Source organism: Methylobacterium sp. Gmos1, assembly GCF_053764715.1.
The window spans coordinates 467,100-489,020 of the sequence record NZ_JBSNCC010000001.1 but is presented as its reverse complement, the minus strand read 5'-3'; the positions used below and the strand labels follow the sequence as shown (position 1 = coordinate 489,020).

Genomic DNA, 21,921 nt, shown 5'->3' with positions numbered 1-21,921 from the left:
GCGGTGCCATGCTGCCCCCCCAACGCCTCCTGCCCGCCGAGACCCCGGCCGCGGCCCACGCGCCGCACCGCCCCGGTCCGCGCAAGATCATCAGCTGGAACCTGCTGCGGCGGACCGGCGCGACGGTCGACGCCCTCGAGGCGCTGATCGCGCACGAGAAGCCGGACCTGCTGCTGATGCAGGAGGCGACCGTCGACATCACCGAGTTGCAGGCGCGGGTCGGCGGGCACTATGCCTGGGCGCCGCTGCCGCGCCGCATCCACGGTCTCGCGATGTGGAGCCCGACGCCTTGGGCCCGCCCGCCCGAGGTGGTGGCCCTGCCCTCCGGCGCGCTGATCGACCGGGTCTGCCAGATCCTCGATCTCGGCACCTTCGGGGTCGCCAACGTCCACCTCTCGCACGGGCAGGTGCTGAACCGGCGCCAGCTGCGCCGCATCGCTCAAGCCCTGCCGGTGCGCGCCGCGGTGCTCGGCGACTACAACATCGTCGGACCGGCCCTGCTGCCGGGCTTCCACGATGTCGGGCCGCGCCACCCGACCCACGCCATGGTCGACCTCGTGCCCCTGCGCCTCGACCGCTGTCTCGTGCGGGGGCTCTCCTGCCGCGGCCAGGCGGTGCTGCCGCGGGGCGCCTCCGACCACCGGCCGATCGTGGTCCATCTCGAGCCCGGCAACCCGCAGGGGCGGCGAGAGCCGCTGCGCGCCCGCATCGAGGCGTTTCGCGACCGCGCCGAGGACTTCCGCAAGCGCGCGCCGCTCAAAGATATGGCAGCAGCAATCGCACGGCGGCGTCGCGCAGGCGCACGGCCATCCCGCGAGAGTTGAGGGCGTCCGCCGTCAGGCGCTGCTCCATCTTGGCCCGCATCAGCCCGTCGAGGTCGGCTGCGAAATCGGGGTCGTAGACCTCGACGTTGAGCTCGAAATTGAGCCGGAAGCTGCGGCTGTCCCAGTTCGCGCTGCCGACGAAGCACCAGGCGTCGTCGACCACCATCAGCTTCGAATGGTCGAAGGGCGGCCGGTCGAGCCAGATGTTGACCCCAGCCTCCAGGAGCGGCCCGACATGGGCCCGCGTCGCCCAGTCGACCACCCGGTGGTTGCTCGCCTGCGGGATGATGACGTCGACGGTGACGCCGCGCATCGCCGCGAGGCCGAGCGCCGTCAGCAGCGTCTCGCTCGGCAGGAAGTAGGGTGTCGTGAGCCGCACCGAGCGCCGCGCGGTGGCGACCGCCTCCAGCACCACGAACTCGATCTTCTCGATATCCGCGTCGGGCCCCGAGGTGACGACCCGGGCGAGGGAGGCGCCGGCCGGCGGGATCTCCGGGAACCACGCCGGTCCCTCCAGGTCCTCGCCCTTGACGAAGGCCCAGTCGCGCCAGAACGCCTGCGCGAGTTGCCCCACCACCGGCCCGTCAATGCGGAAATGGCTGTCGCGCACCGGCTCGGGCGGGTCCTTCGCCATGACGTTCTCGTCGGCGATGTTGACCCCGCCGACGAAGCCGATCCGGCCGTCGATCAGCAGGAGCTTCTTGTGGGTGCGCAGGTTCAGGAACGGCATCCGCCAGGGCAGCGCCGAGTGCATGAACAATCCGGCCGGGATTCCGAGGGCTCGCAGCCGCCGGTACATCGCCGGGAAGAAGTAGCCGCTGCCGATACCGTCGATCACCACGCAGACCGCGACGCCCCGGGCGCGTGCGGCGGCGAGCGCGTCGGCGAAGGCCCGGCCGCTGTCGTCGTCGCGCATGATGTAGCTCGACAGAGCCACGCTGGTGGTCGCCTCGCCGATCGCCGCCAGCATCGCCGGATAGGCCTCGTCGCCGTGGCGGTAGCGCCGGATGCGGTTGCCGGCGACGAGCGGCAGGCCGCTGATCCGCTGCACCGCCTGCTTGAGCGGCTGAAAGTCGTCGGGCACCTCGGCCACCGGCGGGGGCGGAGCGCCGGGGCGCGGGCCGGGCAGGACCGGCAGGCGCCGCGCGCGCCGGCTCACCCGGTTGATGCCGAACATCACGTAGAGCAGGCTGCCGAGCATCGGCGACAGCCAGGCGAGCCCGATCCAGCCGATCGCCGCGCTGACCTCGCGCTTGCGCATCAGCGCGTGCACCGTGACGATGACCGCGATAGCGAGCCCGATCGGTGCCAGCACGTCCGACTGGATCGAGGCCGGGATCCCGAGCCAGCGGTAGATCTCGTGTTCCACACGGCCTCCTGCCGCCGCGTCGGTGTCATCGTCACGGTCGGGATACGGGAGGACGGCCCGGGAATCCACTCAAGCTTGGCCGGTCGTCCACCACCTACCACGAAAAATCCCCCGCCCCGGGTCGGGGCGAGGGATTCTGCTACGCAGGAAAGCGACGGATCAGGCGCTCAGCCTTACGCGCTCAGCGCTTCCTTGGCCCGCTCCGCCCGCTTGCGGTCGTTCGGGTCGAGGACGGCCTTGCGCAGGCGGATCGACTTCGGGGTCACCTCGACCAGCTCGTCGTCCTGGATCCAGGCGAGCGAGCGCTCGAGGGTCATGCGGATCGGCGGGGTGAGGCGGACCGCCTCGTCCTTCGAGGTGGTGCGGATGTTGGTGAGCTTCTTGCCCTTGAGCACGTTCACCTCGAGGTCGTTCTCGCGGTTGTGCTCGCCGATGATCATGCCCTGGTAGACCTTCCAGCCGGGCTCGATCATCATCGGGCCGCGATCCTCGAGGTTCCACAGCGCGTAGGCCACGGCCTCGCCCTGGTCGTTCGACATCAGCACGCCGTTGCGGCGACCGGCGATCTCGCCCTTGTAGGGCTCGTAGGCCTTGAACAGCCGGTTCATGATCGCGGTGCCGCGGGTGTCGGTCATCAGCTCGCCCTGGTAGCCGATCAGGCCGCGGGTCGGAGCGTGGAACACCAGGCGCAGGCGGTTGCCGCCCGACGGGCGCATCTCGATCATGTCGGCCTTGCGCTCCGACATCTTCTGCACGACGACGCCGGAATACTCCTCGTCGACGTCGATCACGACCTCCTCGACCGGCTCCATGATCTCGCCGGCTTCGTCCTTCTCGAACACGACGCGGGGACGCGACACCGCGATCTCGAAGCCCTCGCGGCGCATGGTCTCGATCAGGATCGCGAGCTGCAGCTCACCGCGGCCCGAGACGTAGAACGAGTCCTTGTCGGCGGCCTCCTCGATCTTGAGCGTGACGTTGCCCTCGGCCTCCTTGAACAGGCGGTCGCGGATCATGCGGCTCGTGACCTTGTCGCCCTCGGTGCCGGCGAGCGGGCTGTCGTTCACGATGAACGACATCGTCACGGTCGGCGGGTCGATCGGCTGGGCCTGGATCGGGGTCTCGACCTGCGGGTCGCAGAAGGTGTCGGCGACGGTGCCCTTCACGAGACCGGCGATCGACACGATGTCGCCCGCCTCGCCGACCTCGATCGGCTGGCGCTCAAGGCCGCGGAAGGCCAGGATCTTCGAGACGCGGCCGGTCTCCACGACCTTGCCCTCGCGGTCGAGGACCTTGACCTGCTGGTTCGGCTTCACGGTGCCGGACGCGATGCGCCCGGTGATGATGCGGCCGAGGAACGGGTTCGCCTCCAGCAGCGTGCCGAGCATCCGGAACGGGCCCTCCTCGGTCTTGGCCTGGGGCACGTGCTCCAGCACGAGGTCGAACAGGGGCGCGAGGCCCTCGGACTGGTCGCCCTCCGGCGTGGTCGACATCCAGCCGTTGCGGCCCGAGCCGTACAGGATCGGGAAGTCGAGCTGGTCGTCGGTGGCGTCGAGCGCGGCGAAGAGATCGAAGACCTCGTTGACGACCTCGGTGATGCGGGCGTCGGGCCGGTCGACCTTGTTGACCGCCACGATCGGGCGCAGGCCGATCTTGAGCGCCTTCGAGACCACGAACTTGGTCTGCGGCATCGGGCCCTCGGCGGCGTCGACGAGCACGATAACGCCGTCGACCATCGAGAGGATGCGCTCGACCTCGCCGCCGAAATCGGCGTGGCCGGGGGTGTCGACGATGTTGATGCGGGTGTCCTTCCAGACCACCGAGGTGGCCTTGGCCAGGATGGTGATGCCGCGCTCCTTCTCGAGGTCGTTCGAGTCCATCGCGCGCTCCTCGACCCGCTGGTTCTCGCGGAACGAGCCGGATTGCTGGAGCAGCTTGTCGACGAGGGTCGTCTTGCCGTGGTCGACGTGGGCGATGATGGCGATATTGCGCAGCTTCATGGGATATCCGAAGCAAACAAAGCCCGGCACGCCGCGGGCCGCCAGGATGGCAGCCGGACGCATCGAGCCGGGGGAAAACTGTTGCGTCGCAATATAAGGTGTGGCGCCTCTCCGCAAGGGGGCGCCTGTCTCCGACAGCGTCACTCCGCCGCGGCGGAGAGCGGGTCCGGCCCGCGGTCGAGGCCCTGCGCCTGCCGCTCCAGCAATACGGCGCGGCGCTCGGCGATGGCCCGCCGGGCCTGGTCGAGGCCGAGGGTGAAGGCCGCGACCCCGGCATTGTCGATCGCCCCGGTCCCGGCCCGGGCGAGCGCGGCGGCCAGGATCTCGTCGGCCTGGCGATCGAGGTCGGCGAGCTCCCCCTCGTCCTCGACGTCGCGGCTCGCCCGCACGATGGCGAGGAGCTGGCGCAGCAGCGCCATGTCCCGGGCCCGCGAGCGGTTGGCCGCCCGCGACACCAGGGTGGCGGCGGCCGAGCCCAGGATCGAGACGCACATCACCAGGAGGTAGAACCAGTCGCCGTAGCGCTCGAAGAAGCTCTCGACCTCGCCCTCGTAATAGGCCTGGGCGCCGGGATGGACCGGGAGCGAGGCGCTCTTCGAGGTGTCGGGCGCCTCGATCTGGTTGGCGAGCGGCACCTCGACGGCGAGGCCGGGCCGGTTGACGAAGAGGAGCCGCGTCAGTTCCGAGACGACCGAGTCGGATAGCTGCGCCTGGGCCACCAGCCGGTGGCTGACCCCGACCGTGGTGATCGTCTCGGCCGGGCGCGGCGGCGTGCCGCCGAAGGTGCCGCGGGCGACCTCGACGCTCTCCAGCGCCGGCCAGCGCCGGGCCAGCACCGCCGCCTCGCCGATCGGGATGAAGTTCGGGGTGCCGCCGGCCGAGGTTCCGTCTCCCGTGTTCCCGCCTCCCGTATTCCCGCCTCCCTTGGCGATGCTCGCCACCACCTCGCCGGCGGTGCGGCCGGTGAGGGGGCTCACCACCATCACGGCATCGACCCGGTGCGCGCGCAGGGCCTCGCCGGCCTCGCGCCCGTCGCCGAGCGGCACCACCGTGACGGCGTCGGCCGGTATGTCGTAATGCTCCAGGATGGTGACGAGCAGCCGGGTGTTGCCGGAGGGGTTGCGCACGATGCCGATCCGGCGCCCGCGCAGGTCCGGCACGGTGGCGAGCGAGGGGTCGGCCGCCAGCAGCAGCACCGCGTTGCGGTGCAGGATCGCCACCGTCTGGGTGTTGGCCGGGATGCCGACGTCGGAGCGCACCACCGCGAGGTCGGCCTTGCCCCGCTCGGCGAGGCTCGCGCTCTCGGCGACGCCGCCCGTCGCGACCGGTCGCAGGCGCACCTCCTCGTGGGTGCGGGCGAGCGATTGCGCCACCGCCGCGACGAGGCGCGCATCCTCGCTCCCCGCCGGCCCGACCGCGACGCGCAAGGTCGTCGGCTGCCCGAGCCACTGATAGGCGAGGAGCGCCGTCGCCACGAGGGCGAGGAGGGCCGCGAGGACGATGGGGACGTGGCGCCGCATGGGCCGTCATCCTGCGGCGACGGGGCGGGAGAGTGCAATCCGGCCGATTGGCGCGGGGTGAAGGGATAACCCGCGCGGAATTGACAGGGCCGCGACGCCGTCGTTTGGCTCGGCGCGACGCAGACCTTTCCGCGCGGTACCAATCTCGGGCGTCGTGTAATGTCGTCAGATGCGACAAATTACATTGACGCCCATTTTTCAATTATCTAGTTTTTACATCCCGGTTGATGAATTTGAGCGCTCATCCGCAAGATGCATTTGGAAACGGAGAGGAGTCTCAACTCTGTTTTCCCCATTTGTCGGTACATCCTACGACAGCATCAATCGTCGGATGGACGGTATGACCCGGGGTCGTGTTTTTGAAAGCGCTCTTAATCGATTTGACCCGCTCCAAGGACGCACGCTTCGTGCCTCGGCAGGCGCCCGCTGCATACCTGTCCAGCATGCAATCGACCTTCTTCGTTTCATCACGTATTCCGGCGCATGCCGTAATCCAGGTCTTCGGTCGACACTGGGCGCCGCGCCGCAAGTTGTTCGAGACCACGGCAAGGGCGGTATTGCCGTACTCGGTCGTCAAACCGAGATCGGCAAATTTGGCGAGACGTCGGTCATAGGCGGCGAGCGCTACTTCAGCTTGGCTCTTCTGGAACTCCGATGACGCCAGTGCCGAGCGAAACGACCGATTCCATGCCCTGTCGCACATCAAAAGGCCTTGGCGATTGCGCTCGCAGACGTCGGTAGCCCGCAAGCAGCCGTTCTCCAGGGGCAGGTTCAGGGCACCAAACAGCTTATCATATCCGCTTCTGTCACGCTGCCGGAACGCTCCCATGACGACGGGAAGGTCAGCGGCTGTCCAGTCCAGGATGCCGTATGTCATCCCGTCCAGGCCAAAGTAGCCGTCGAATTGTTTGCGACGGCAGTCGTTGCTCACTGCGCGCAGGAACTTGCCAAATCCCCCAGCGGCCGGACAGGCGCTGATCTCGCTGCAGCGGCTATCGAGCCGCGCGGGGGAGGTGTTGGACCAATGATCCGGCGCGTCGGCGCCGCGGCATGACACCGTCCAGATTCGATTCCCCGAAGACGTGGGATTGTGCAGGAGGGCACCTCCTTCACGGCAATGGTCGGGTAGGCTCTTGCACTGTTGGGCTACGGCTGAGGTAGCGGCAGAAAGCCAGATGCCGAGAGCGGCGATCGCATGTAGCTTGACGAACCTAGGCATCTTTCCACTCCCTGGGATATGACATATATAGTCAAAAATCTTTTTTCTTAAGAACGACAAACCACCTATGTGTGCGATCGGCAATATGACCATTGCCATCGAGACTTATGGTTTTCTTGGTGACGGAGTCCATGACGTTTGCCCCAATGACATCGATCTCATTGGCTCTTCGTGCAACCACGAGATCGGTGTGCGAAGAGTAACGCTTTTTCTTGTCAAAATATTTTTGAGCGCCCTCAAATGACACCTTATCATAGATATATCCAATTAGATCGCCGACATCCGGACTAGCCTCGGGCTCTGTCAGGCGAAAACCATGATAGAGTGCATCGGAACCCGATTGGCGCGCGGCAATGAACTTTCTGATCCAGACGGAGTGATTGTTTGAAAAGGGAAATTTCTGCTTGGAAAAGCCTGCAGCGTGAAAAAATGCCGATATTCCGACTGCCGACCAGAAATATTGATCGTCCTGTATTTCAGTCAAACTTGGCATATCTTTAACAATCGAGCAATATTTATTTATGATATAATTCGCATAATCTTCTTCATCGTCGGTATGGCCGATTTTTCTCTTCTTTTTCTTGAGGTGCCAAGTGGATTGACCCCAGTGTTTCCACTCGTGGTCGGCGGCGTCGAGGAGTTGAGTCAAGTCCGCTGCCATGGGAAGCCCCGTCGTTGGCAAAAACGCAGCACCGATACGAAACACTATAGACACATTTTTTGATGCCGCCGCAAGAGAAGGCTGTCGTATCGCGCAAGGCGCAGGACGTGGCGAGGTCAAGCCCTGGATTTCGATTTTGCTAGCGGGCCGAGTGAAATCATTCACGTGCTTGATGATGGAATTCTACAATAAATATCGCACCATGGAAATACATCAATAAAAACAAACAATATTCATCGAAACTCAGGTTGAGGAAATAGATATATTTATTGGTTATATAAGGCGCAAATTGCTGCTGGCGAAGGCAAGAGCAGGAGAGCCAGGAGGTTCTCGATCCGAGTGGCGCAGTGCAACCGCATCGCTGCCGCCTAATTCGCGAGGCCAGCAAGCGGGAACGGTCCGGTCCCTCTGTCGCGGTGGTTCGGACGACGGGAGCCTCCGATGCACGAGAAGAAGCGGTCATCCTCACCGGCGTTCCCCGGTGAATGCCGCATCTGTCCTGGGGCGGAAGGATAAGGATCCCGGCTCAGCCGATCGTAAGGGTCAAGCCGGTGCTCAGGCATTGGTGCCGAGTCCACCGGTCCGTTCCGGCGGCGATATTGAGGCTGCGTTGGACGTGTTCACGTAAAGACCGGACCGTGGCACGGACCGGGCATGAGGTCACATCGCCCCACGGAGTCCAAGCGCGACTATCGCCACGATCGCCGCGCCGAGCGCCGGCCCCAGAGCCGCGATCACCAGCGCGCCCGGATGATAGCCCGGGGCCGCGAGGTAGCGCTGATGCATGATCTGACCGCCCTGTTTCCGCTGCCGGAGCAGCGGCGCGTCCGCGCGCGCCGCTGCTCCGAGCGTCCGACCCTGTCGCATGATGCCGTCCCCGCCCGCTTGTGCCGCCCTTGCGGGCGACGCGAGACCTGTTGTGTGAGACCCATCAGGCGCCGGCCGGCGTGAAGAGGTGGTGAATCCGTTTCCTCGGATTGTCCGCGTCGTGAATCGGGGGTTAGCGGGCCTTGATCGGGTCCAGGCCAGTCTCGGCGATAGCTGCCGCGTGCTCCGGCGCGGAGAGCCAGGCGATCAGGGCGCGGGCCGCCTCCGGGTGCTTGGCGCCCTTCGGGATCCCGGCCGAGAACACCGTCACCTGCTGCACCTCGGCCGGGACCGGGCCGACGATGGTGATGCCCTTGACCGGCTTCAGCTCGCTCAGCTGCTGGAAGCCGAACTCGGCGTCGCCCCGGGCCACCACGTTGCCGACGCGCTCGGCGACGATCATCCGGCTCTTCTTCGCCATCTCGTCGTGCAGGCCGAGCTTCCGATACATCTCCTTCTCGATGTAGACGCCGCTGGCGCTGTCCGAGTAGGCGATCGAGGTGGCGGCGAGGAGCGCCCGCTTGAAGTGCTCGAGGTCGTGGATGTCCGGCACCGGCGCCCCGGCCTTGACCGCGAGGCCGATGCGGGAATCGGCGAGCGCGACCTTGCTCCCGGGCGCGATCCGGCCCTCCTTGTCGAGCCCGTCGAGGGCGTAGCCGACCATGATCACCACGTCGGCCGGCTCGCCGCGCGCGAGCCGCACGGGGATCGCCTCCGGCGCCGTGCCCATCGAGGGACCGTAGGCGGTCTCGATCGTGTTGCCGGTCCTGGCCTCGAAGCCCGGCACCAGCGCCTGGTAGGCGGCGGTGAAGCCGCCGGAGATCATCACCCGGACCTCCGCCGCCCGGGCCGGGGCGGCGAGGACGAGGCCCGCCAGCAGGCCGGCGGCCAGACGGGCGAGGGCGGGTCTCGGGCGCGATGTCGTCGTGGTCATGGTTTCCTCCCGGTCAGCGTCCGTGCTTCGTGCCTGGTAACCCGCCTGACGCACGGGCTCCAGGATTCTCCCCCGCGTTCGGGCCTGTGAGCGCGCATTCCGCAGGATTAGATTTTTCTGTCAAACGTGCCGAGGTTGACGCTAGAGAGGGGGTAGACGAGGAAGCCCGCAATCGGGAGGAGAGCATGGCAGGTCCGGTCCACGGTCCGCAGGGGTCGAAGGTCGCCACGGTGTTGCGCGTCACGAGCGGCAACTTCCTGGAGATGTTCGATTTCTTCCTGTTCGGCATCTACGCGAGCCACATCGCGAAGGCGTTCTTCCCGGCCGGGAACGAGTTCGCCTCGCTCATGCTCACCTTCATGACCTTCGGGGCGGGCTTCCTGATGCGCCCCCTCGGGGCGATCTTCCTCGGCGCCTATGTCGACCGGATCGGCCGGCGCCAGGGCCTGATCGTGACGCTCGGCATCATGGCCGCCGGCACGGTGCTGATCGCCTTCGTGCCGTCCTACCAGAGCATCGGCCTCGCGGCGCCGTTCCTGGTGCTGATCGGCCGCCTGCTCCAGGGCTTCTCCGCCGGCGTCGAGCTCGGCGGCGTGTCGGTCTACCTCGCCGAGATGGCGACGCCGGGCCGCAAGGGCTTCTACGTCTCCTGGCAATCGGGCAGCCAGCAGGTCGCCGTGATGGTGGCGGCGCTGATCGGCTTCGGCTTGAGCCACGCCCTGGTGCCGGCGCAGATGTCCGAGTGGGGCTGGCGCATCCCGTTCTTCATCGGCTGCATGATCGTGCCGTTCCTGTTCTACATCCGGCGCTCGCTGGAGGAGACCCAGGAATTCCTGCACCAGACGCACCGGCCCTCGCTCGGTGAGGTCTTCACCTCGCTCGGCCAGAACTGGAAGATCGTGGCGCTCGGCATGCTGCTCGTGGTGATGACCACGGTGTCGTTCTACACCATCACGGTCTATACCCCGACCTTCGGCAAGAGCGTGCTGAAGCTCTCCGAGACCGACAGCCTGATCGTCACCTTCTGCACCGCCCTGTCGAACCTGATCTGGCTGCCGGTGATGGGCGCCTTGTCCGACAAGATCGGCCGCAAGCCGATCCTGATCGTCTTCTCCGCGCTCGCCATGCTCACCGCCTACCCGGCGCTGGCGTGGCTCACCTCCAACATCTCGTTCACCAACATGCTGCTCACGCTCTTGTGGCTGTCGTTCCTGTACGGCAGCTACAACGGCGCGATGGTGGTGGCGCTGACCGAGATCGTCCCGAAGCACGTGCGCACCACCGGATTCTCGCTCGCCTACTCGCTCGCCACGGCCTTGTTCGGCGGCTTTACCCCGGTCGTCTCGACCTGGCTGATCGAGAAGCTCGACAACAAGGCGGCACCGGGCCTGTGGATGGCCTTCGCGGGCGCCTGCGGCCTCATCGCGACCCTGCTGATCTACCGCCGCCGCGAGACCGCCGCCGACGCCCTGCCGGGCACGGTGCGGCCCGTCGCCGGCGAGTAGTCAGGCTGGGCCTTTCAGGCCAGGAGCCCGTCGAGGGAGGCGATCACCCGGACCGGTGCGAGGTCCGGGTACTCGTCGGGCTGATCGGTGCGATTGACCCAGACCGGGGCGAATCCGTAGGCCGCCGCCCCGGCGATGTCCCAGCGGTTCGAGGACAGGAACACGATGCCCTCCCGCGCGACGCCGAGAGCCGTCGGCGCGAGGTCGTAGGCCGCCGACGCGGTCTTGAAGGTGCCGGCCGGATCGACCGAGAGCACCGCGTCGAGATGGTCGCCGAGGCCCGCGGCGCTCACCGCCGCGTCGAGCATGGCGGTGTCGCCGTTCGACAGGATCGCGGTCCTGAGCCCGGCCCGGCGCAGGGCGTCGAGGGTGCCGGGGACCTCCGGATAGGCGTCGAGCGCCCTGTAAGCCTCGAGCAGGTCGCCCCGCGCGCCGCGATCCACGGCCGGGTGCTTGGCGAGAGCATAGTCGAGCGCCCGCTCGGTCAGCGTCCAGAACGGGGCGTAGCGCCCGCACAGCGCCAGCACCCAGGAATATTCGAGCTGCTTCTGCCGCCAGGTCTCGGACAGCTTCTGCGCCTCCGGCCCGATCGCGGCGGCATGGCGCTGCACGGCGGAATGGACATCGAGCAGGGTGCCGTAGGCGTCGAACACCACGACCTCGGCGCGATCGAGGGGGGCGGGGAGGGGCATGCGGGGCCTCGTGCGTCGCAGGCGGAGTCGCGGCCGTCAACGCGCGGGAAGCGGCGTCGGGTTCAGCGGGAAGGCCGGGCGGCTCCGCCAGGCACATTCCCCCCAATCAGCGACCTCATCCTGAGATGTGGAGCGATCGCAGATCGCGGAGCCTCGAAGGAGGGCTCCAGAAGTCTCGAGGTTTCTTGAGGCCTCCTTCGAGGCTCCTTTCAGCCGCACCTCACACCCGCCTGAGCCGCACCCCGAACAGCCGCAACGCCACGAGCAGCGTCGCCGCGTAGGCGACGAGCCCGGCCGCGCCCAGGGCCGTCAGCACCGCCAATTCACGGAAGCGCGGCAGGGAGGGCATCAGGCGGTCGATCAGCGGCAGCCCGCCCAGCGTGCAGGCCGCGAGCACGGCGCAGGCGGCGAGCACCCCGCAGGCGGTGACGATCAGCGTGCGGCTCGGCGCGGTCCAGCCGCGGCCATAGGCGAGGCAGAACAGGATCAGCACGTTGACCCACACGCCCGCGGCGGTGGCGAGCGCCAGACCCATCACCCCGAGCGGCCCGGTGAGCACCACCTTCAGGAGCACGTTGACGGCGACCGCGGTGAGCGAGGCGATCACCGGCGTGCGGCTGTCCTGGCGGGCGTAGAAGCTCGCCACGATCGAGCGGATCAGCACCGCCGCCGGCAGGGCGAGGCCGTAGGCCGCCAGCACGGCGCCGGAGCGCGCGGCCGCCTCGGCATCGAAGGCGCCGCGCTGGAACAGCGCCGTCATGATCAGGTCCGGCACCAGCAGGAACGCGACCGCGAACGGCGCCGAGAGGGCCAGCGAGAAGCCGGTGGCGCGGTTCTGCGCCGCGTGGGCGCCGCCCTCGTCGTGAGCGGCGATGCGCCGGCTCATCTCCGGCAGCAGCACCGTGCCGGCGGCGATGCCGATGACCCCGAAGGGCAGCTGGTAGAGCCGGTCGGCGTAGTACAGCGCCGAGACCGCGCCGGTCGGCAGGAACGAGGCGATGATCGTGTCGGCGAACATCGCGATCTGGACGCCCGCCGAGCCGATCACCGCCGGGCCCAGCATCCGGAAGAACCGGCGCATGCCGGCATCGCGCAAGGTGGGCCGCACGAGGGCCGGCGCGAGCCCCGCCCGCCTGGCATCGGCCCAGACGAGGAGGAATTGCAGCACCCCCGACACCGCGACACCCCAGGCGGCGGCGCAACCGGCATTCGGGAACAGGAAGGCGAGGGCGAGAGCGGCCAGCAGCGACACGTTCAGCAGCACCGGCGCGGCGGCGGCCGCAGCGAAGCGCCGTCGGGCATTCAGGATGCCCGACAGCAGCGTCACCAGGGTGATGAACAGGAGGTAGGGGAAGGTGATGCGGGTGAGCGTCACCGCGAGCGCGAATTTCTCCGGCTCGTCGGCAAAGCCCGGGGCGAGCGCCCGCACGATCACCGGCATCAGCGGCAGGGCGAGCGCGAGCAAAGCCGCCTGCACCAGCAGCATCAGGGTGAAGACCCGGTCGGCGAAGGCCCGCGCCGCCCCGGCCTCGGCGTCGAGCGCCGCGTAGGTCGGCACGAAGGCGACGTTGAAGGCGCCCTCGCCGAAGATCGCCCGGAAGTGGTTCGGCAGCCGGAAGGCCACCACGAAGGCGTCGGCGATGGGTCCGGCGCCCATCACGGCGGCCATGACCACGTCGCGCAGGAAACCGGTGGCCCGCGAGACCAGCGTCCAGCCGCCGACCGAGAGGATGCTGCGAATCATGCGGCGGTCATTAGCACAGGAACTTATCGGAACCGGGACCGATAAGCCTCACGCGGCGCCGGAATAGCGCGCCCGCCGCCCGGTGCCGCGGTTGTCGCGCCGGTCGTCCCGCACCAGCCGGTCGTGGCCGGACGCCGCCGGGCCGATCCGCTCGGCGACGACGTAGAGCGGGCGCCGCTTCACCTCGGCGAAGATGCGGCCGATATACTCGCCGATGATCCCGAGCGACATCAGCTGCACGCCGGAGAAGAACATCACCGAGACGATCAGGGAGGCGTAGCCCGGCACGTCGGGGCCGCGCAGCAGGGTGTCGGCGACGAAGTAGAGCGCGGTGAGGAACGCCACGCCGGCGATGGCGCCGCCGAGATAGGTCCAGACCCGCAACGGCACGGTCGAGAACGAGGTGATGCCGTCGAAGGCGAAGCGAAACAGCTTGCGGAAGCTCCACTTCGAGCTGCCGTGCTGGCGCTCCTCGACCTGGTAGGGCACGCCGACCGAGCGGAAGCCGATCCAGGAGTACAAGCCCTTCGAGAACCGGGCCCGCTCGGGCAGCGAGCGCAGGACCTCGACGCCCTTGCGGTCGATGAGCCGGAAGTCGCCGGCCCCCTCGGGCAGCGGCATCTCGCCGAAGCGGGCGAACAGCCGGTAGAACAGGCGGGCGAAGCCGCGGCGCATCGCGCTCTCGTCGTCGCGGTCGGTGCGCTGGGCGTAGACCATCACGTTGCCCTCCTGCCAGCGCTCCCAGAAGGTCGCGATCAGCTCGGGCGGGTGCTGGAGGTCGGCATCCATGATGACGACGGCGCGGCCTTCGGCGTGGTCGAGGCCGGCCGCGATGGCGATCTCCTTGCCGAAGTTGCGGCTGAACGAGACCGCGCCGATGCGCGGCTCGGCGGCGTGGTGGGCGGCCACCACCGCGGCGGTGTCGTCGCGGCTGCCGTCGTCGACGAACACCACCTCCCAGGCCGGCGTCAGCCGCTCCAGGACGGGCGTCAGCCGGGCGAGCAGCGGCGCGACGTTGGCGCTCTCGTTGAAGACCGGTATGACGACGCTCAGGTCGACCGGCTCGGGGTGTCTGAACAGCTCCACGGCGCTGTCCCTCGTTTCGGTGTCGCACCCCCGGCACGGGGCCGGCGGCTGTCGGTGAAGAGGCCGGTGCGCGCACCGGCGGTTCGAGCGCGAGATCTAGGCCATGCTTCCTGAACGGCGCCCGGTCGTGCTCTGCGCCGACGATTACGGCCTGAGCCCGGGCGTCAGCCGGGGCATCCTCGCGCTGGCGCGGATGAAGCGCATATCAGCCACCGGCTCGATGACCAACATCCCGGCCTTTCCGGAGGCGGCGCCGGGCTTGCGCGAACTCTCCGGCACGGTCGGCCTCGGGCTCCACCTCACGCTCACCGCGGGCGCACCCCTCGGGGCCCTGCCGCGCCTCGCGCCGGGCGGGCGCCTGCCGTCCCTCGGGCGCCTCATGCGCCTCGCCCTGTCGGGCGGGCTGACGCCCGCCGACGTCCGTCCCGAGATCGAGCGCCAGCTCGACGCCTTCGCGGCCGCGATGGGCCGCCTGCCGGATTTCGTCGACGGGCACCAGCACGTCCACGTCCTGCCCGGGGTGCGGGGAGCGCTCCTCGCGGCGCTCGCGGCACGGGGCTGGCGGGGCTGGCTGCGCGATCCAGGCGACCGCGTCGCCGCGATTCGGGCGCGGCCCCAGGCCGGCAAGGCGCTGGTGGTGGCGGGGCTCGGGCTCGGATTCGGCGCGGCGGTCCGGCAGGCGGGGTTCGCCGCCAACCGCGGCTTCTCCGGCTTCTCGGACTTCGCGGAGGGGGACGGCTTCTCTGGCGCCTTCGAGGCGAGCTTCCGGGCGCTCGGGCCGGCCCCGGTGGTGATGTGCCATCCGGGGGAAATCGATGAGGAATTGCGGGCCCTCGACCCGGTGGTGGCGAGCCGGCCGCTGGAACTGGCCTATCTCGCCTCCGACCGGTTCGGCGACTTCCTGGAGCGGGCGGCCCTGCGGCTGGTGCCGGATCCTGGACCTGCCCGTCTGCCCGAACCGACGTGAGACCGCCATCATCCCGCGTTCTCGCTTCAGCGAGCACCGGGACGACGGCGAGAGGTGGAAACGTCGCGTCTCGATGTGCGACACCGCCACCGGCAAGGAAAAGCCCCCTCGACCCGCATGGGGAGGGGGCTTCGACGGTCGCTACGCGGCGCCGATCAGGCGATCGCCTCGCCGTACATCTTCTCGACGTGTTCCCAGTTCACCAGGTTCTCGATGAACGCCTTGAGGTAGTCGGGACGGCGGTTACGGTAGTCGATGTAGTAGGAGTGCTCCCACACGTCGACGCCGAGGATCGGCTTGGCGCCGTGGACCAGCGGGTTCTCGCCGTTGGGGGTCTTCATGATCTCGAGCTTGCCGTTCTTCACCGCGAGCCAGGCCCAGCCGGAGCCGAACTGCGACACGCCGGCCTGGATGAAGTCGGCCTTGAACTTGTCGGTGCCACCGAGGTCCTCGGCGATCTTCTTCTCCAGCGCGCCCGGGATCGCGCCGCCGCCGTTCGGCTTCATCCACTGCCAGAAGTGGATGTGGTTGTAGTGCTGGCCGGCATTGTTGAACAGCGGCTGGTTCTGGCCGTAGGAGGCCTTCACCACCTCCTCGACGCTCTTGCCGGCGAGCTCAGAGCCCTCGAGGAGCTTGTTGCCGGTGTCGACATACGCCTTGTGGTGCTTGTCGTGGTGGAACTCCAGGGTCTCCTTCGACATGTAGGGCTGCAGCGCGTCGTAGGCGTAGGGGAGTTCGGGCAGCGTGAAGGCCATCGGCGTGTCTCCGGATCGCATGGGGTCGACGCGGCGGGACCTCGGGGGCGCCGCCGCGGTACCCGCGTCTACCTAAGTCGGCGGCCCGTCGGCGGCAACGCCGCCGGTCGTTCGCGGCACGCCCATTCCGGCCTTTGGCGCAGCTTCAAGCGCGGCGATTTTGCAAAAGCGGGCGCTGCCCCTAAATCTGGGCCGTAGCGGGCGGGGCGGACGGCCCCGGGCCCGCCCGTTCGGCTGCTCACGTGAGCCTGCTTCCTGTCGCCAGTCCGAGAGTCCGATGATCGTCGCGTTGACCGTGCTCGCCCTCCTGATGCTGATCGGCGGTCTCGCCGCGGTGGTGCAGGGCATCCCCTTCGTGCGGCTCGAGGTCGGCTGGACCATGGTGATCGCCGGGACCGTCGGGGCGAGCGGCGGCGCGGTGCTGCTCGGGATCACCGCCGCGGTGGCGCGGCTCGGGCGCATCGAGCGGGCGCTCGCGTCGCGCCCCGCCGCCGAACGCATCGTCGCGGCGGATTCCGCCCGTGAGACCGTCGCCCCGCCGGTCCGGGCGGCCCGCAGCGAGCCGGTCCTGCCGCCGATTCCGTTCCCGGCCCCGCCCGCATCCGAGCCGCGCCCGGCCGAGCCGACGGGCTTCGGCGGCGCGGCGCTGGCGGCCGGAGCCGCAGGCGCGGCCGCGGGGCTCGCGGCGAGCGAGCTGCGCCTGACCCGGGCCGAGGATCCGGACCTCCCGGCGGGGCGGCCAGAGCCGGAGTCGCGCGAGCCGGCCTCGCACGAGCCGGACACCCGAGGGCCGGCCCTGCACGAGCCGGTCACCCACGACCTCGACCCGCACCAGCCCGACCTGTATGCGCCGCCCGAGCCTGCGCCTCACGACCCGCTGCCGCCATCGCCGCCGCCGGCCGCGGAGGAGCCGCCCGTGGTCGGTGACGTGCACGACGCGCCGCCTCCGGCACCAGAGCCCCCGGCCTCCGAGCCGATCGCCGAGGCGCCCCGGCCGGAGGAGTCCCACGCCGACGAGCCGCCCTTCGACGAGTCGCTCGCCAAGACGGTGATCGGCACCTACGATTCCGGCGGCAACACATACACGATGTATGCCGACGGCACGATCGACGCCGAGACGCCGGCCGGGCGCTTCCACTTCGCGTCAATCGAGGAGCTGAAGGCCTTCCGCGGGGCCGGGGGCGAGGGTGCGGCCCGCCGCGCCTGAGCCCGCGCGCTACAGTGTCGCCAGGGGGTTGAGAGCGGCGTTGCGGGCCGGCAGCGGCGCCAGCATGGTGAGGACGAGGCCCCCCGGCGCGTAGTCGGTGGCGACCTCGGCCTGGACCTGGGTCGTCAGCACCCGTTGCAGCAGGCGCGAGCCGAAGCCCTGGCGGGTCGGCGGCGCCACCAGAGGACCGCCGGATTCCTGCCAGTGGAAGCGCAGGCGCGGCCGGTCCTCCCCGGGCTCGACGCTCCAGCGGATGCGCACCCGGCCGGCGCGGTTCGACAGCGCGCCGTACTTGGCGGCGTTGGTGGTCAGTTCGTGGATCGCCATGCCGATCGGCACCGCGATCTCCGAGGGCAGGTCGACCGCCGGCCCGTCGAGCTCCACCCGCCCGCCGCTGCCGGCCCGCATCTCGCCATCGGCGTAGGGACGCAGCTCGTTTTCCAGGAGGCCGCGCAAGGACGCGGTCTGCCACACGTCCTCGGTCAGCACCGAGTGGGTGTGGGCGAGCGACATGATGCGGCCGACGAAGGCCTCGTAGAAGCTGTCGATGCTCGACGCGGTGCGGGCGGTCGAACCGACGATGGCCTGCACGGTGGCCAGCGTGTTCTTCACCCGGTGGTGCAGCTCGCGGATCAGCAGCGACTGGCGCTCCTCGGCCAGCCGCCGGTCGGTGATGTCGGCAACCACGCCGATCAGGCGCCGCGGCAGGCCGGCCGGCCCGTCGCGCTCGAACCGGCCGGCCATCTCGATCGTGCGCCAGACCTCGCCGCCCTCGTCGGGCCGGCGGATGCGGGTCGTCGCGTGCAGCACCCCGTCGCCGTGGAGCGCCGCCGCCACCGCCCGACGGAACGACACCTTGTCCTCGGGGTGGACCACCGTGCGGAAGAACTCGCGCATGCTGATGGTGCCGTCCTGCGGCCGCCGGCCGAAGATCTCCCACATGCGCTCGTTCTCCCAGAGCGACTGGTCGTCGAGCACGTGCCACTCGAAGATGCCGAGGGCCGCCACCGTGGTCGCCACCCGCAGCCGCTGCTCGCGGTCGTGCAGGGCGCGCCGCGCCTCCTCCCGGGCGGTCACGTCCTGGAGCACGCCGATCATGCCGGTGAGGGTGCCGTCGGGGGTGAGAGCCGCCTGGCCGCGGGCGGAGATCCAGGCCTCCTGTCCGTCGCTCGCCCGGCGGAACCGCATCTCGATCGCGTAGGGGATCGCCTTGGCGACGGCGTCCTGCACCGTGGCGCGGAGCCGGTCGAGGTCGTCGCGGCCGACGGCGTCCTGCAACTCGGCCCAGGTCGGTGCCGCGCCGGAGGGATAGCCCAGGATCGCGGCGGCCCGGTCGGACAGGGTCACGCGGCCGTCGGACGGGCTCCAGCTCCACTCGCCGAGGCCGGCGGAGGCGAGCGCCAGACGGGTCTGCTCGTGGTGGGCCTGATCCTGGCGGGATCGGGCCGCGCCGCCGTCGTCCGCGACGGCCTCGACCGCGAGGGTCCGGCACCCGTCCCGCTCCGGCCCGGCCTGGAGCCGCACCCGCACGGGCGACCCGTCGGCCCGGCGCCACCAGGCCTCGCCCGCGAGGTCCCGCCCGGACACCGATCCCGGTGCGTGTTCGAGATCGGCGAGACGGCGACCGGTCAGCGCCTCCGGTGCCGTGCCCAGCAGCGCGCCGAGGGCCGGGTTGGCGACGATGATGCGCTGGTCCGATCCGCTGAGGCAGGCGAGGCCGACCGGCGCGCCCTCGAAGGCGAAGCGGGGAAAGAATTCGTCCGGCAGGCCGGGAGCGGCGTCGGGCCTCTGGTCCAAGGCGGCGCAATCCTGGTGAACGGGGTGAGGGAGGGCGGGGCGTCTCCGCTCCCCCGCACGGCGTCCCGAGCCGACATGCCCCGCCCGGCCCGGCTTGGCGGTTCTACGAACGAAACCATGCCTCTCCGTGCGTCCGGCGGCAAGGTCGTCCGTCCGCGTCCCGTGCGCCGGAGCACGCTCCTGGGGCGGGGCCTGCGCTCGTCCTCTAGCGTGGCGGCATGTAGCGGATCGCCGCGAGCAGGATGCCGACGAGGGCCACCAGCATGGCGCCGAGCTTGATCGTCATCCGCTGCTCGAGGAGCTTCATGTCCGACCGGACGGCCGCGAACTCGGTCTTCATCTCGGATCGGACGGCGGCGAACTCGGTCTTCATCTCGGATCGGACGGCCGCGAACTCGGTCTTCATTTCCTGGCGGACGGCGGCGAACTCCGCCTTCATCTCGGCCCGGACGGAGGCGAATTCATTTCGGGTCTCGGCCTTGAAGGCCGCGAGCTCCGCCCGGACGGCGGCGAACTCGCCCCTGGTTTCCGCCTGGAATGCTGCGACCTCGGACCGGACGGCGACGAATTCTGCCTTCACCGAGCCTTCGAGGCCCTGAAGGTCGGCCCGGGTCGGCAGGCCGCCCTGGACCGCCTCGGCGAACACCTCGGACAGCCCCTCCGCCTGCTCGGCGGAGAGGTGGGCCCGCTCCCGGAGGGCGCGGGCGAATTTCAGGGTGTCGAAGGCAACCGCGGTCATGCCCGTGAGCCTAGCATGGGCCGGGTCGACCCGACAGGAGCCCCAGGGTTGTCCTCCGGCCCCTACACCCGCTCGAAGGTCAGGTAGGTGGGCCGCCTGCCCTCGGCCGTGGTCTTGGCCTCGTAGCGGGTGCCGGGCCATTCCGGCCAGGGCGTGGTCCAGTCGCTGCTGCCCGTCGCGGTCCAGCGCAGGGCGGGGCAGTTCGCGGCGCGGACCAGCGTCCAGCCGACGTAGTCGTCGATGTCGGAGGCGAAGCGGAACTCGCCGCCGGGCACGAGCACCCGGGCGATCTCGCGCAGGGATTCGTCCGAGACGAAGCGGCGCTTGCGCTGCCGGCGCTTCGGCCATGGGTCGGGATAGAGCAGGAACACCCGCCCAATGCTGGCGTCGGGCAGGCGCGGCAGCAATTCCATCGCGTCCCGGTCCCACAGCCGGACGGTGTCGATCGCCTCGTCGTCGAGGGTGCGCAGGAGCTTCACCACGCCGTTGACGAAGGGCTCGCAGCCGATGATGCCGGTGTCCGGATTGAGCCGGGCCTGCGCCGCGAGGTGCTCGCCGCCGCCGAAGCCGATCTCGAGCCAGGTCTCGGCGACGGGGCGCGGGAACACGGCGGCCGGATCGAGCACGCCGCTCTCGGGCAGGCGCAGGCGCGGCAGGAGGGCGGCCAGGCGCTCCTCCTGGCCGGGACGCAGGCGCTTGCCCTTGCGCCGGCCGTAGAAGGCGCGGGCCCGCTCAGGCACCGCGTCGTCGGTGTCGTGGTCGTCCATGGTGTCCCGGTTGCCGAGGAAGGGGCGCGTGTCGACGCCCCGTTAGCACCGGGGCACCGGATCAGGCCAGGGCGCTCTTGAGCTGTCCGATGAGGTCGGTGCGCTCCCACGAGAAGCCGCCATCGGCCTCCGGCTCGCGGCCGAAATGGCCGTAGGCCGAGGTGCGGGCGTAGATCGGCTTGTTGAGGCCGAGATGGGTGCGGATGCCGCGGGGCGACAGGTCGACGAGCTGGCCGAGGACCGACTCGAGCTTGGCCTCGTCGACCTCGCCGGTGCCGTGCAGGTCGACGTAGATCGACAGCGGCTTGGCGACGCCGATGGCGTAGGCGAGCTGGATCGTGGCCCGGCGGGCGAGGCCGGCGGCGACGACGTTCTTGGCGAGGTAGCGCGCCGCGTAGGCCGCCGAACGGTCGACCTTGGTCGGGTCCTTGCCCGAGAAGGCGCCGCCGCCGTGGGGGGCGGCACCGCCGTAGGTGTCGACGATGATCTTGCGGCCCGTCAGGCCGGCGTCGCCGTCGGGCCCGCCGATCACGAACTTGCCGGTCGGGTTGACGTGCCACACCGTCCCGTCGGTGACCCAGGACTCGGGCAGGGCCGCCCGGATGTAGGGCTCGACGATCTCGCGCACGGCGGCGGAATCGAGCGACTCGTCGAGGTGCTGGGTCGAGAGCACGATCTGGGTCGCCTCGACCGGGCGGCCGTCGGCGTAGCGCACGGTGACCTGGCTCTTGGCGTCCGGCCCGAGCTTGGCCGCCGCGCCGACCCCGCCCTTGCGGGCGTCGGCCAGGTCCTTGAGGATCTTGTGGGCGTAGTAGATCGGCGCCGGCATCAGGGCGGGGGTCTCGTCGGACGCGTAGCCGAACATGATGCCCTGGTCGCCCGCGCCCTCGTCCTTGTTGCCCGCGGCATCGACGCCCTGGGCGATGTCGGCGGACTGGGCGTGCAGGTAGATGGCGACGTCGTTGTTCTTCCAGTGGAAGCCGTCCTGCTCGTAGCCGATGTCCTTGACGGCCGCGCGGGTCAGCTCCTCAAGATCGCGGAAGGTGACCGAGTCGGGGCCGCGAACCTCGCCCGCGATGACGATGCGGTTGGTGGTCGCCAGGGTCTCGACGCCCAGGCGCGCCTCCGGCATCACCGCGAGGTAGGCGTCGACCACGGTGTCGGAGATGCGGTCGCAGACCTTGTCCGGATGGCCCTCGGAAACCGACTCGCTGGTGAACAGGTAGTTGGAACGCGGCATGGCGTGCGGAGCCCTCAACGATCTCGTC

At 69.5% G+C, this 21,921-nt stretch carries 19 protein-coding genes; 4 read left to right on the top strand and 15 right to left on the bottom strand.

The annotated features are described in order from the left end of the window. The first annotated feature begins 8 nt into the window (after positions 1–8). Positions 9–824 (top strand): endonuclease/exonuclease/phosphatase family protein, encoded by an 816-nt coding sequence (locus ACS5PV_RS02215; protein ID WP_455393734.1) that lies wholly within the window; start codon positions 9–11, stop codon positions 822–824. On the opposite strand, the gene ACS5PV_RS02210 is transcribed toward ACS5PV_RS02215, so the two are convergent. The 7 genes from ACS5PV_RS02210 to ACS5PV_RS02180 all read right to left on the bottom strand — a co-directional run bounded on the left by ACS5PV_RS02210 (position 757) and on the right by ACS5PV_RS02180 (position 9,394). Further along, complete coding sequence (locus ACS5PV_RS02210) at positions 757–2,193, bottom strand: phospholipase D-like domain-containing protein (RefSeq protein WP_455393733.1); 1,437 nt, start codon at positions 2,191–2,193, stop codon at positions 757–759. The genes ACS5PV_RS02215 and ACS5PV_RS02210 overlap by 68 nt on opposite strands. 173 nt (positions 2,194–2,366) lie before the next feature. Continuing rightward, the gene (gene typA / locus ACS5PV_RS02205; protein ID WP_455393732.1) at positions 2,367–4,193 is read right to left on the bottom strand and encodes a translational GTPase TypA; all 1,827 of its coding nucleotides are present in this window, start codon (positions 4,191–4,193) and stop codon (positions 2,367–2,369) included. A 140-nt stretch (positions 4,194–4,333) separates the two neighbouring features. Beyond that, positions 4,334–5,713 carry a TAXI family TRAP transporter solute-binding subunit gene (locus ACS5PV_RS02200; RefSeq protein WP_455393731.1) on the bottom strand — a complete coding sequence of 460 codons (1,380 nt, stop codon included), beginning with the start codon at positions 5,711–5,713 and terminating at the stop codon, positions 4,334–4,336. Positions 5,714–5,990: 277 nt separating this feature from the next. Next, positions 5,991–6,932 (bottom strand): hypothetical protein, encoded by a 942-nt coding sequence (locus tag ACS5PV_RS02195; protein ID WP_455393730.1) that lies wholly within the window; start codon positions 6,930–6,932, stop codon positions 5,991–5,993. Between the two features lie 31 nt (positions 6,933–6,963). After that, positions 6,964–7,758, bottom strand: a complete 795-nt coding sequence (locus tag ACS5PV_RS02190) for a DUF2272 domain-containing protein (protein WP_455393729.1) — start codon at positions 7,756–7,758, stop codon at positions 6,964–6,966. Positions 7,759–8,253: 495 nt separating this feature from the next. Further along, positions 8,254–8,379, bottom strand: coding sequence for a hypothetical protein (locus ACS5PV_RS02185; RefSeq protein ID WP_455393728.1), 126 nt, complete (start codon positions 8,377–8,379; stop codon positions 8,254–8,256). 214 nt (positions 8,380–8,593) lie between these two features. Beyond that, on the bottom strand, positions 8,594–9,394 hold the full coding sequence (locus tag ACS5PV_RS02180; protein ID WP_455393727.1) for a substrate-binding domain-containing protein: 801 nt from the start codon (positions 9,392–9,394) through the stop codon (positions 8,594–8,596). 185 nt (positions 9,395–9,579) lie between these two features. Between ACS5PV_RS02180 and tcuC the strand changes: the two genes are divergently transcribed. Then, a complete protein-coding gene (gene tcuC / locus ACS5PV_RS02175; protein WP_455393726.1) occupies positions 9,580–10,899 on the top strand; it encodes a tricarballylate/proton symporter TcuC in 1,320 nt (439 codons plus the stop codon). A gap of 14 nt (positions 10,900–10,913) precedes the next feature. Here tcuC and ACS5PV_RS02170 read toward each other — a convergent pair whose 3' ends face one another. From ACS5PV_RS02170 to ACS5PV_RS02160, 3 genes are all read right to left on the bottom strand, one after another. Beyond that, on the bottom strand, positions 10,914–11,591 hold the full coding sequence (locus ACS5PV_RS02170; RefSeq protein WP_455393725.1) for a haloacid dehalogenase type II: 678 nt from the start codon (positions 11,589–11,591) through the stop codon (positions 10,914–10,916). 220 nt (positions 11,592–11,811) lie between these two features. Beyond that, positions 11,812–13,335 (bottom strand): murein biosynthesis integral membrane protein MurJ, encoded by a 1,524-nt coding sequence (gene murJ / locus ACS5PV_RS02165; protein WP_455393724.1) that lies wholly within the window; start codon positions 13,333–13,335, stop codon positions 11,812–11,814. 48 nt (positions 13,336–13,383) lie between these two features. Beyond that, the gene (locus ACS5PV_RS02160) at positions 13,384–14,421 is read right to left on the bottom strand and encodes a glycosyltransferase family 2 protein (protein ID WP_455393723.1); all 1,038 of its coding nucleotides are present in this window, start codon (positions 14,419–14,421) and stop codon (positions 13,384–13,386) included. 103 nt (positions 14,422–14,524) lie between these two features. Between ACS5PV_RS02160 and ACS5PV_RS02155 the strand changes: the two genes are divergently transcribed. Then, the gene (locus ACS5PV_RS02155; RefSeq protein ID WP_455393722.1) at positions 14,525–15,388 is read left to right on the top strand and encodes a ChbG/HpnK family deacetylase; all 864 of its coding nucleotides are present in this window, start codon (positions 14,525–14,527) and stop codon (positions 15,386–15,388) included. Between the two features lie 155 nt (positions 15,389–15,543). On the opposite strand, the gene ACS5PV_RS02150 is transcribed toward ACS5PV_RS02155, so the two are convergent. Further along, positions 15,544–16,143 (bottom strand): superoxide dismutase, encoded by a 600-nt coding sequence (locus ACS5PV_RS02150; protein ID WP_048429540.1) that lies wholly within the window; start codon positions 16,141–16,143, stop codon positions 15,544–15,546. Positions 16,144–16,420: 277 nt separating this feature from the next. Between ACS5PV_RS02150 and ACS5PV_RS02145 the strand changes: the two genes are divergently transcribed. Continuing rightward, positions 16,421–17,350, top strand: coding sequence for a hypothetical protein (locus ACS5PV_RS02145; RefSeq protein ID WP_455393721.1), 930 nt, complete (start codon positions 16,421–16,423; stop codon positions 17,348–17,350). A gap of 9 nt (positions 17,351–17,359) precedes the next feature. Here ACS5PV_RS02145 and ACS5PV_RS02140 read toward each other — a convergent pair whose 3' ends face one another. The 4 genes from ACS5PV_RS02140 to metK form a co-directional block, all read right to left on the bottom strand. Next, entirely contained in the window at positions 17,360–19,147 is a 1,788-nt protein-coding gene (locus tag ACS5PV_RS02140; RefSeq protein ID WP_455393720.1) for an HWE histidine kinase domain-containing protein, read from the bottom strand. Between the two features lie 205 nt (positions 19,148–19,352). Beyond that, positions 19,353–19,886 (bottom strand): coiled-coil domain-containing protein, encoded by a 534-nt coding sequence (locus ACS5PV_RS02135; RefSeq protein ID WP_455393719.1) that lies wholly within the window; start codon positions 19,884–19,886, stop codon positions 19,353–19,355. Between the two features lie 62 nt (positions 19,887–19,948). Continuing rightward, the gene (gene trmB / locus ACS5PV_RS02130; protein WP_455393718.1) at positions 19,949–20,653 is read right to left on the bottom strand and encodes a tRNA (guanine(46)-N(7))-methyltransferase TrmB; all 705 of its coding nucleotides are present in this window, start codon (positions 20,651–20,653) and stop codon (positions 19,949–19,951) included. A gap of 61 nt (positions 20,654–20,714) precedes the next feature. Next, entirely contained in the window at positions 20,715–21,893 is a 1,179-nt protein-coding gene (gene metK, locus ACS5PV_RS02125; protein WP_455393717.1) for a methionine adenosyltransferase, read from the bottom strand. Positions 21,894–21,921: the final 28 nt, after the last annotated feature.

Excerpts from the sequence above, each read along its gene's own strand:
- ACS5PV_RS02215 (WP_455393734.1), top strand. The coding sequence starts at position 9 with ATGCTGCCCCCCCAACGCCTCCTGCCCGCCGAGACCCCGGCCGCGGCC.
- ACS5PV_RS02170 (WP_455393725.1), bottom strand. The coding sequence starts at position 11,591 with ATGCCCCTCCCCGCCCCCCTCGATCGCGCCGAGGTCGTGGTGTTCGAC.
- typA (WP_455393732.1), bottom strand. The coding sequence starts at position 4,193 with ATGAAGCTGCGCAATATCGCCATCATCGCCCACGTCGACCACGGCAAG.
- murJ (WP_455393724.1), bottom strand. The coding sequence starts at position 13,335 with ATGATTCGCAGCATCCTCTCGGTCGGCGGCTGGACGCTGGTCTCGCGG.
- metK (WP_455393717.1), bottom strand. The coding sequence starts at position 21,893 with ATGCCGCGTTCCAACTACCTGTTCACCAGCGAGTCGGTTTCCGAGGGC.
- ACS5PV_RS02180 (WP_455393727.1), bottom strand. The coding sequence starts at position 9,394 with ATGACCACGACGACATCGCGCCCGAGACCCGCCCTCGCCCGTCTGGCC.
- ACS5PV_RS02155 (WP_455393722.1), top strand. The coding sequence starts at position 14,525 with ATGCTTCCTGAACGGCGCCCGGTCGTGCTCTGCGCCGACGATTACGGC.
- ACS5PV_RS02145 (WP_455393721.1), top strand. The coding sequence starts at position 16,421 with ATGATCGTCGCGTTGACCGTGCTCGCCCTCCTGATGCTGATCGGCGGT.
- ACS5PV_RS02150 (WP_048429540.1), bottom strand. The coding sequence starts at position 16,143 with ATGGCCTTCACGCTGCCCGAACTCCCCTACGCCTACGACGCGCTGCAG.
- trmB (WP_455393718.1), bottom strand. The coding sequence starts at position 20,653 with ATGGACGACCACGACACCGACGACGCGGTGCCTGAGCGGGCCCGCGCC.
- ACS5PV_RS02185 (WP_455393728.1), bottom strand. The coding sequence starts at position 8,379 with ATGCATCAGCGCTACCTCGCGGCCCCGGGCTATCATCCGGGCGCGCTG.
- ACS5PV_RS02195 (WP_455393730.1), bottom strand. The coding sequence starts at position 6,932 with ATGCCTAGGTTCGTCAAGCTACATGCGATCGCCGCTCTCGGCATCTGG.
- ACS5PV_RS02200 (WP_455393731.1), bottom strand. The coding sequence starts at position 5,713 with ATGCGGCGCCACGTCCCCATCGTCCTCGCGGCCCTCCTCGCCCTCGTG.
- tcuC (WP_455393726.1), top strand. The coding sequence starts at position 9,580 with ATGGCAGGTCCGGTCCACGGTCCGCAGGGGTCGAAGGTCGCCACGGTG.
- ACS5PV_RS02135 (WP_455393719.1), bottom strand. The coding sequence starts at position 19,886 with ATGACCGCGGTTGCCTTCGACACCCTGAAATTCGCCCGCGCCCTCCGG.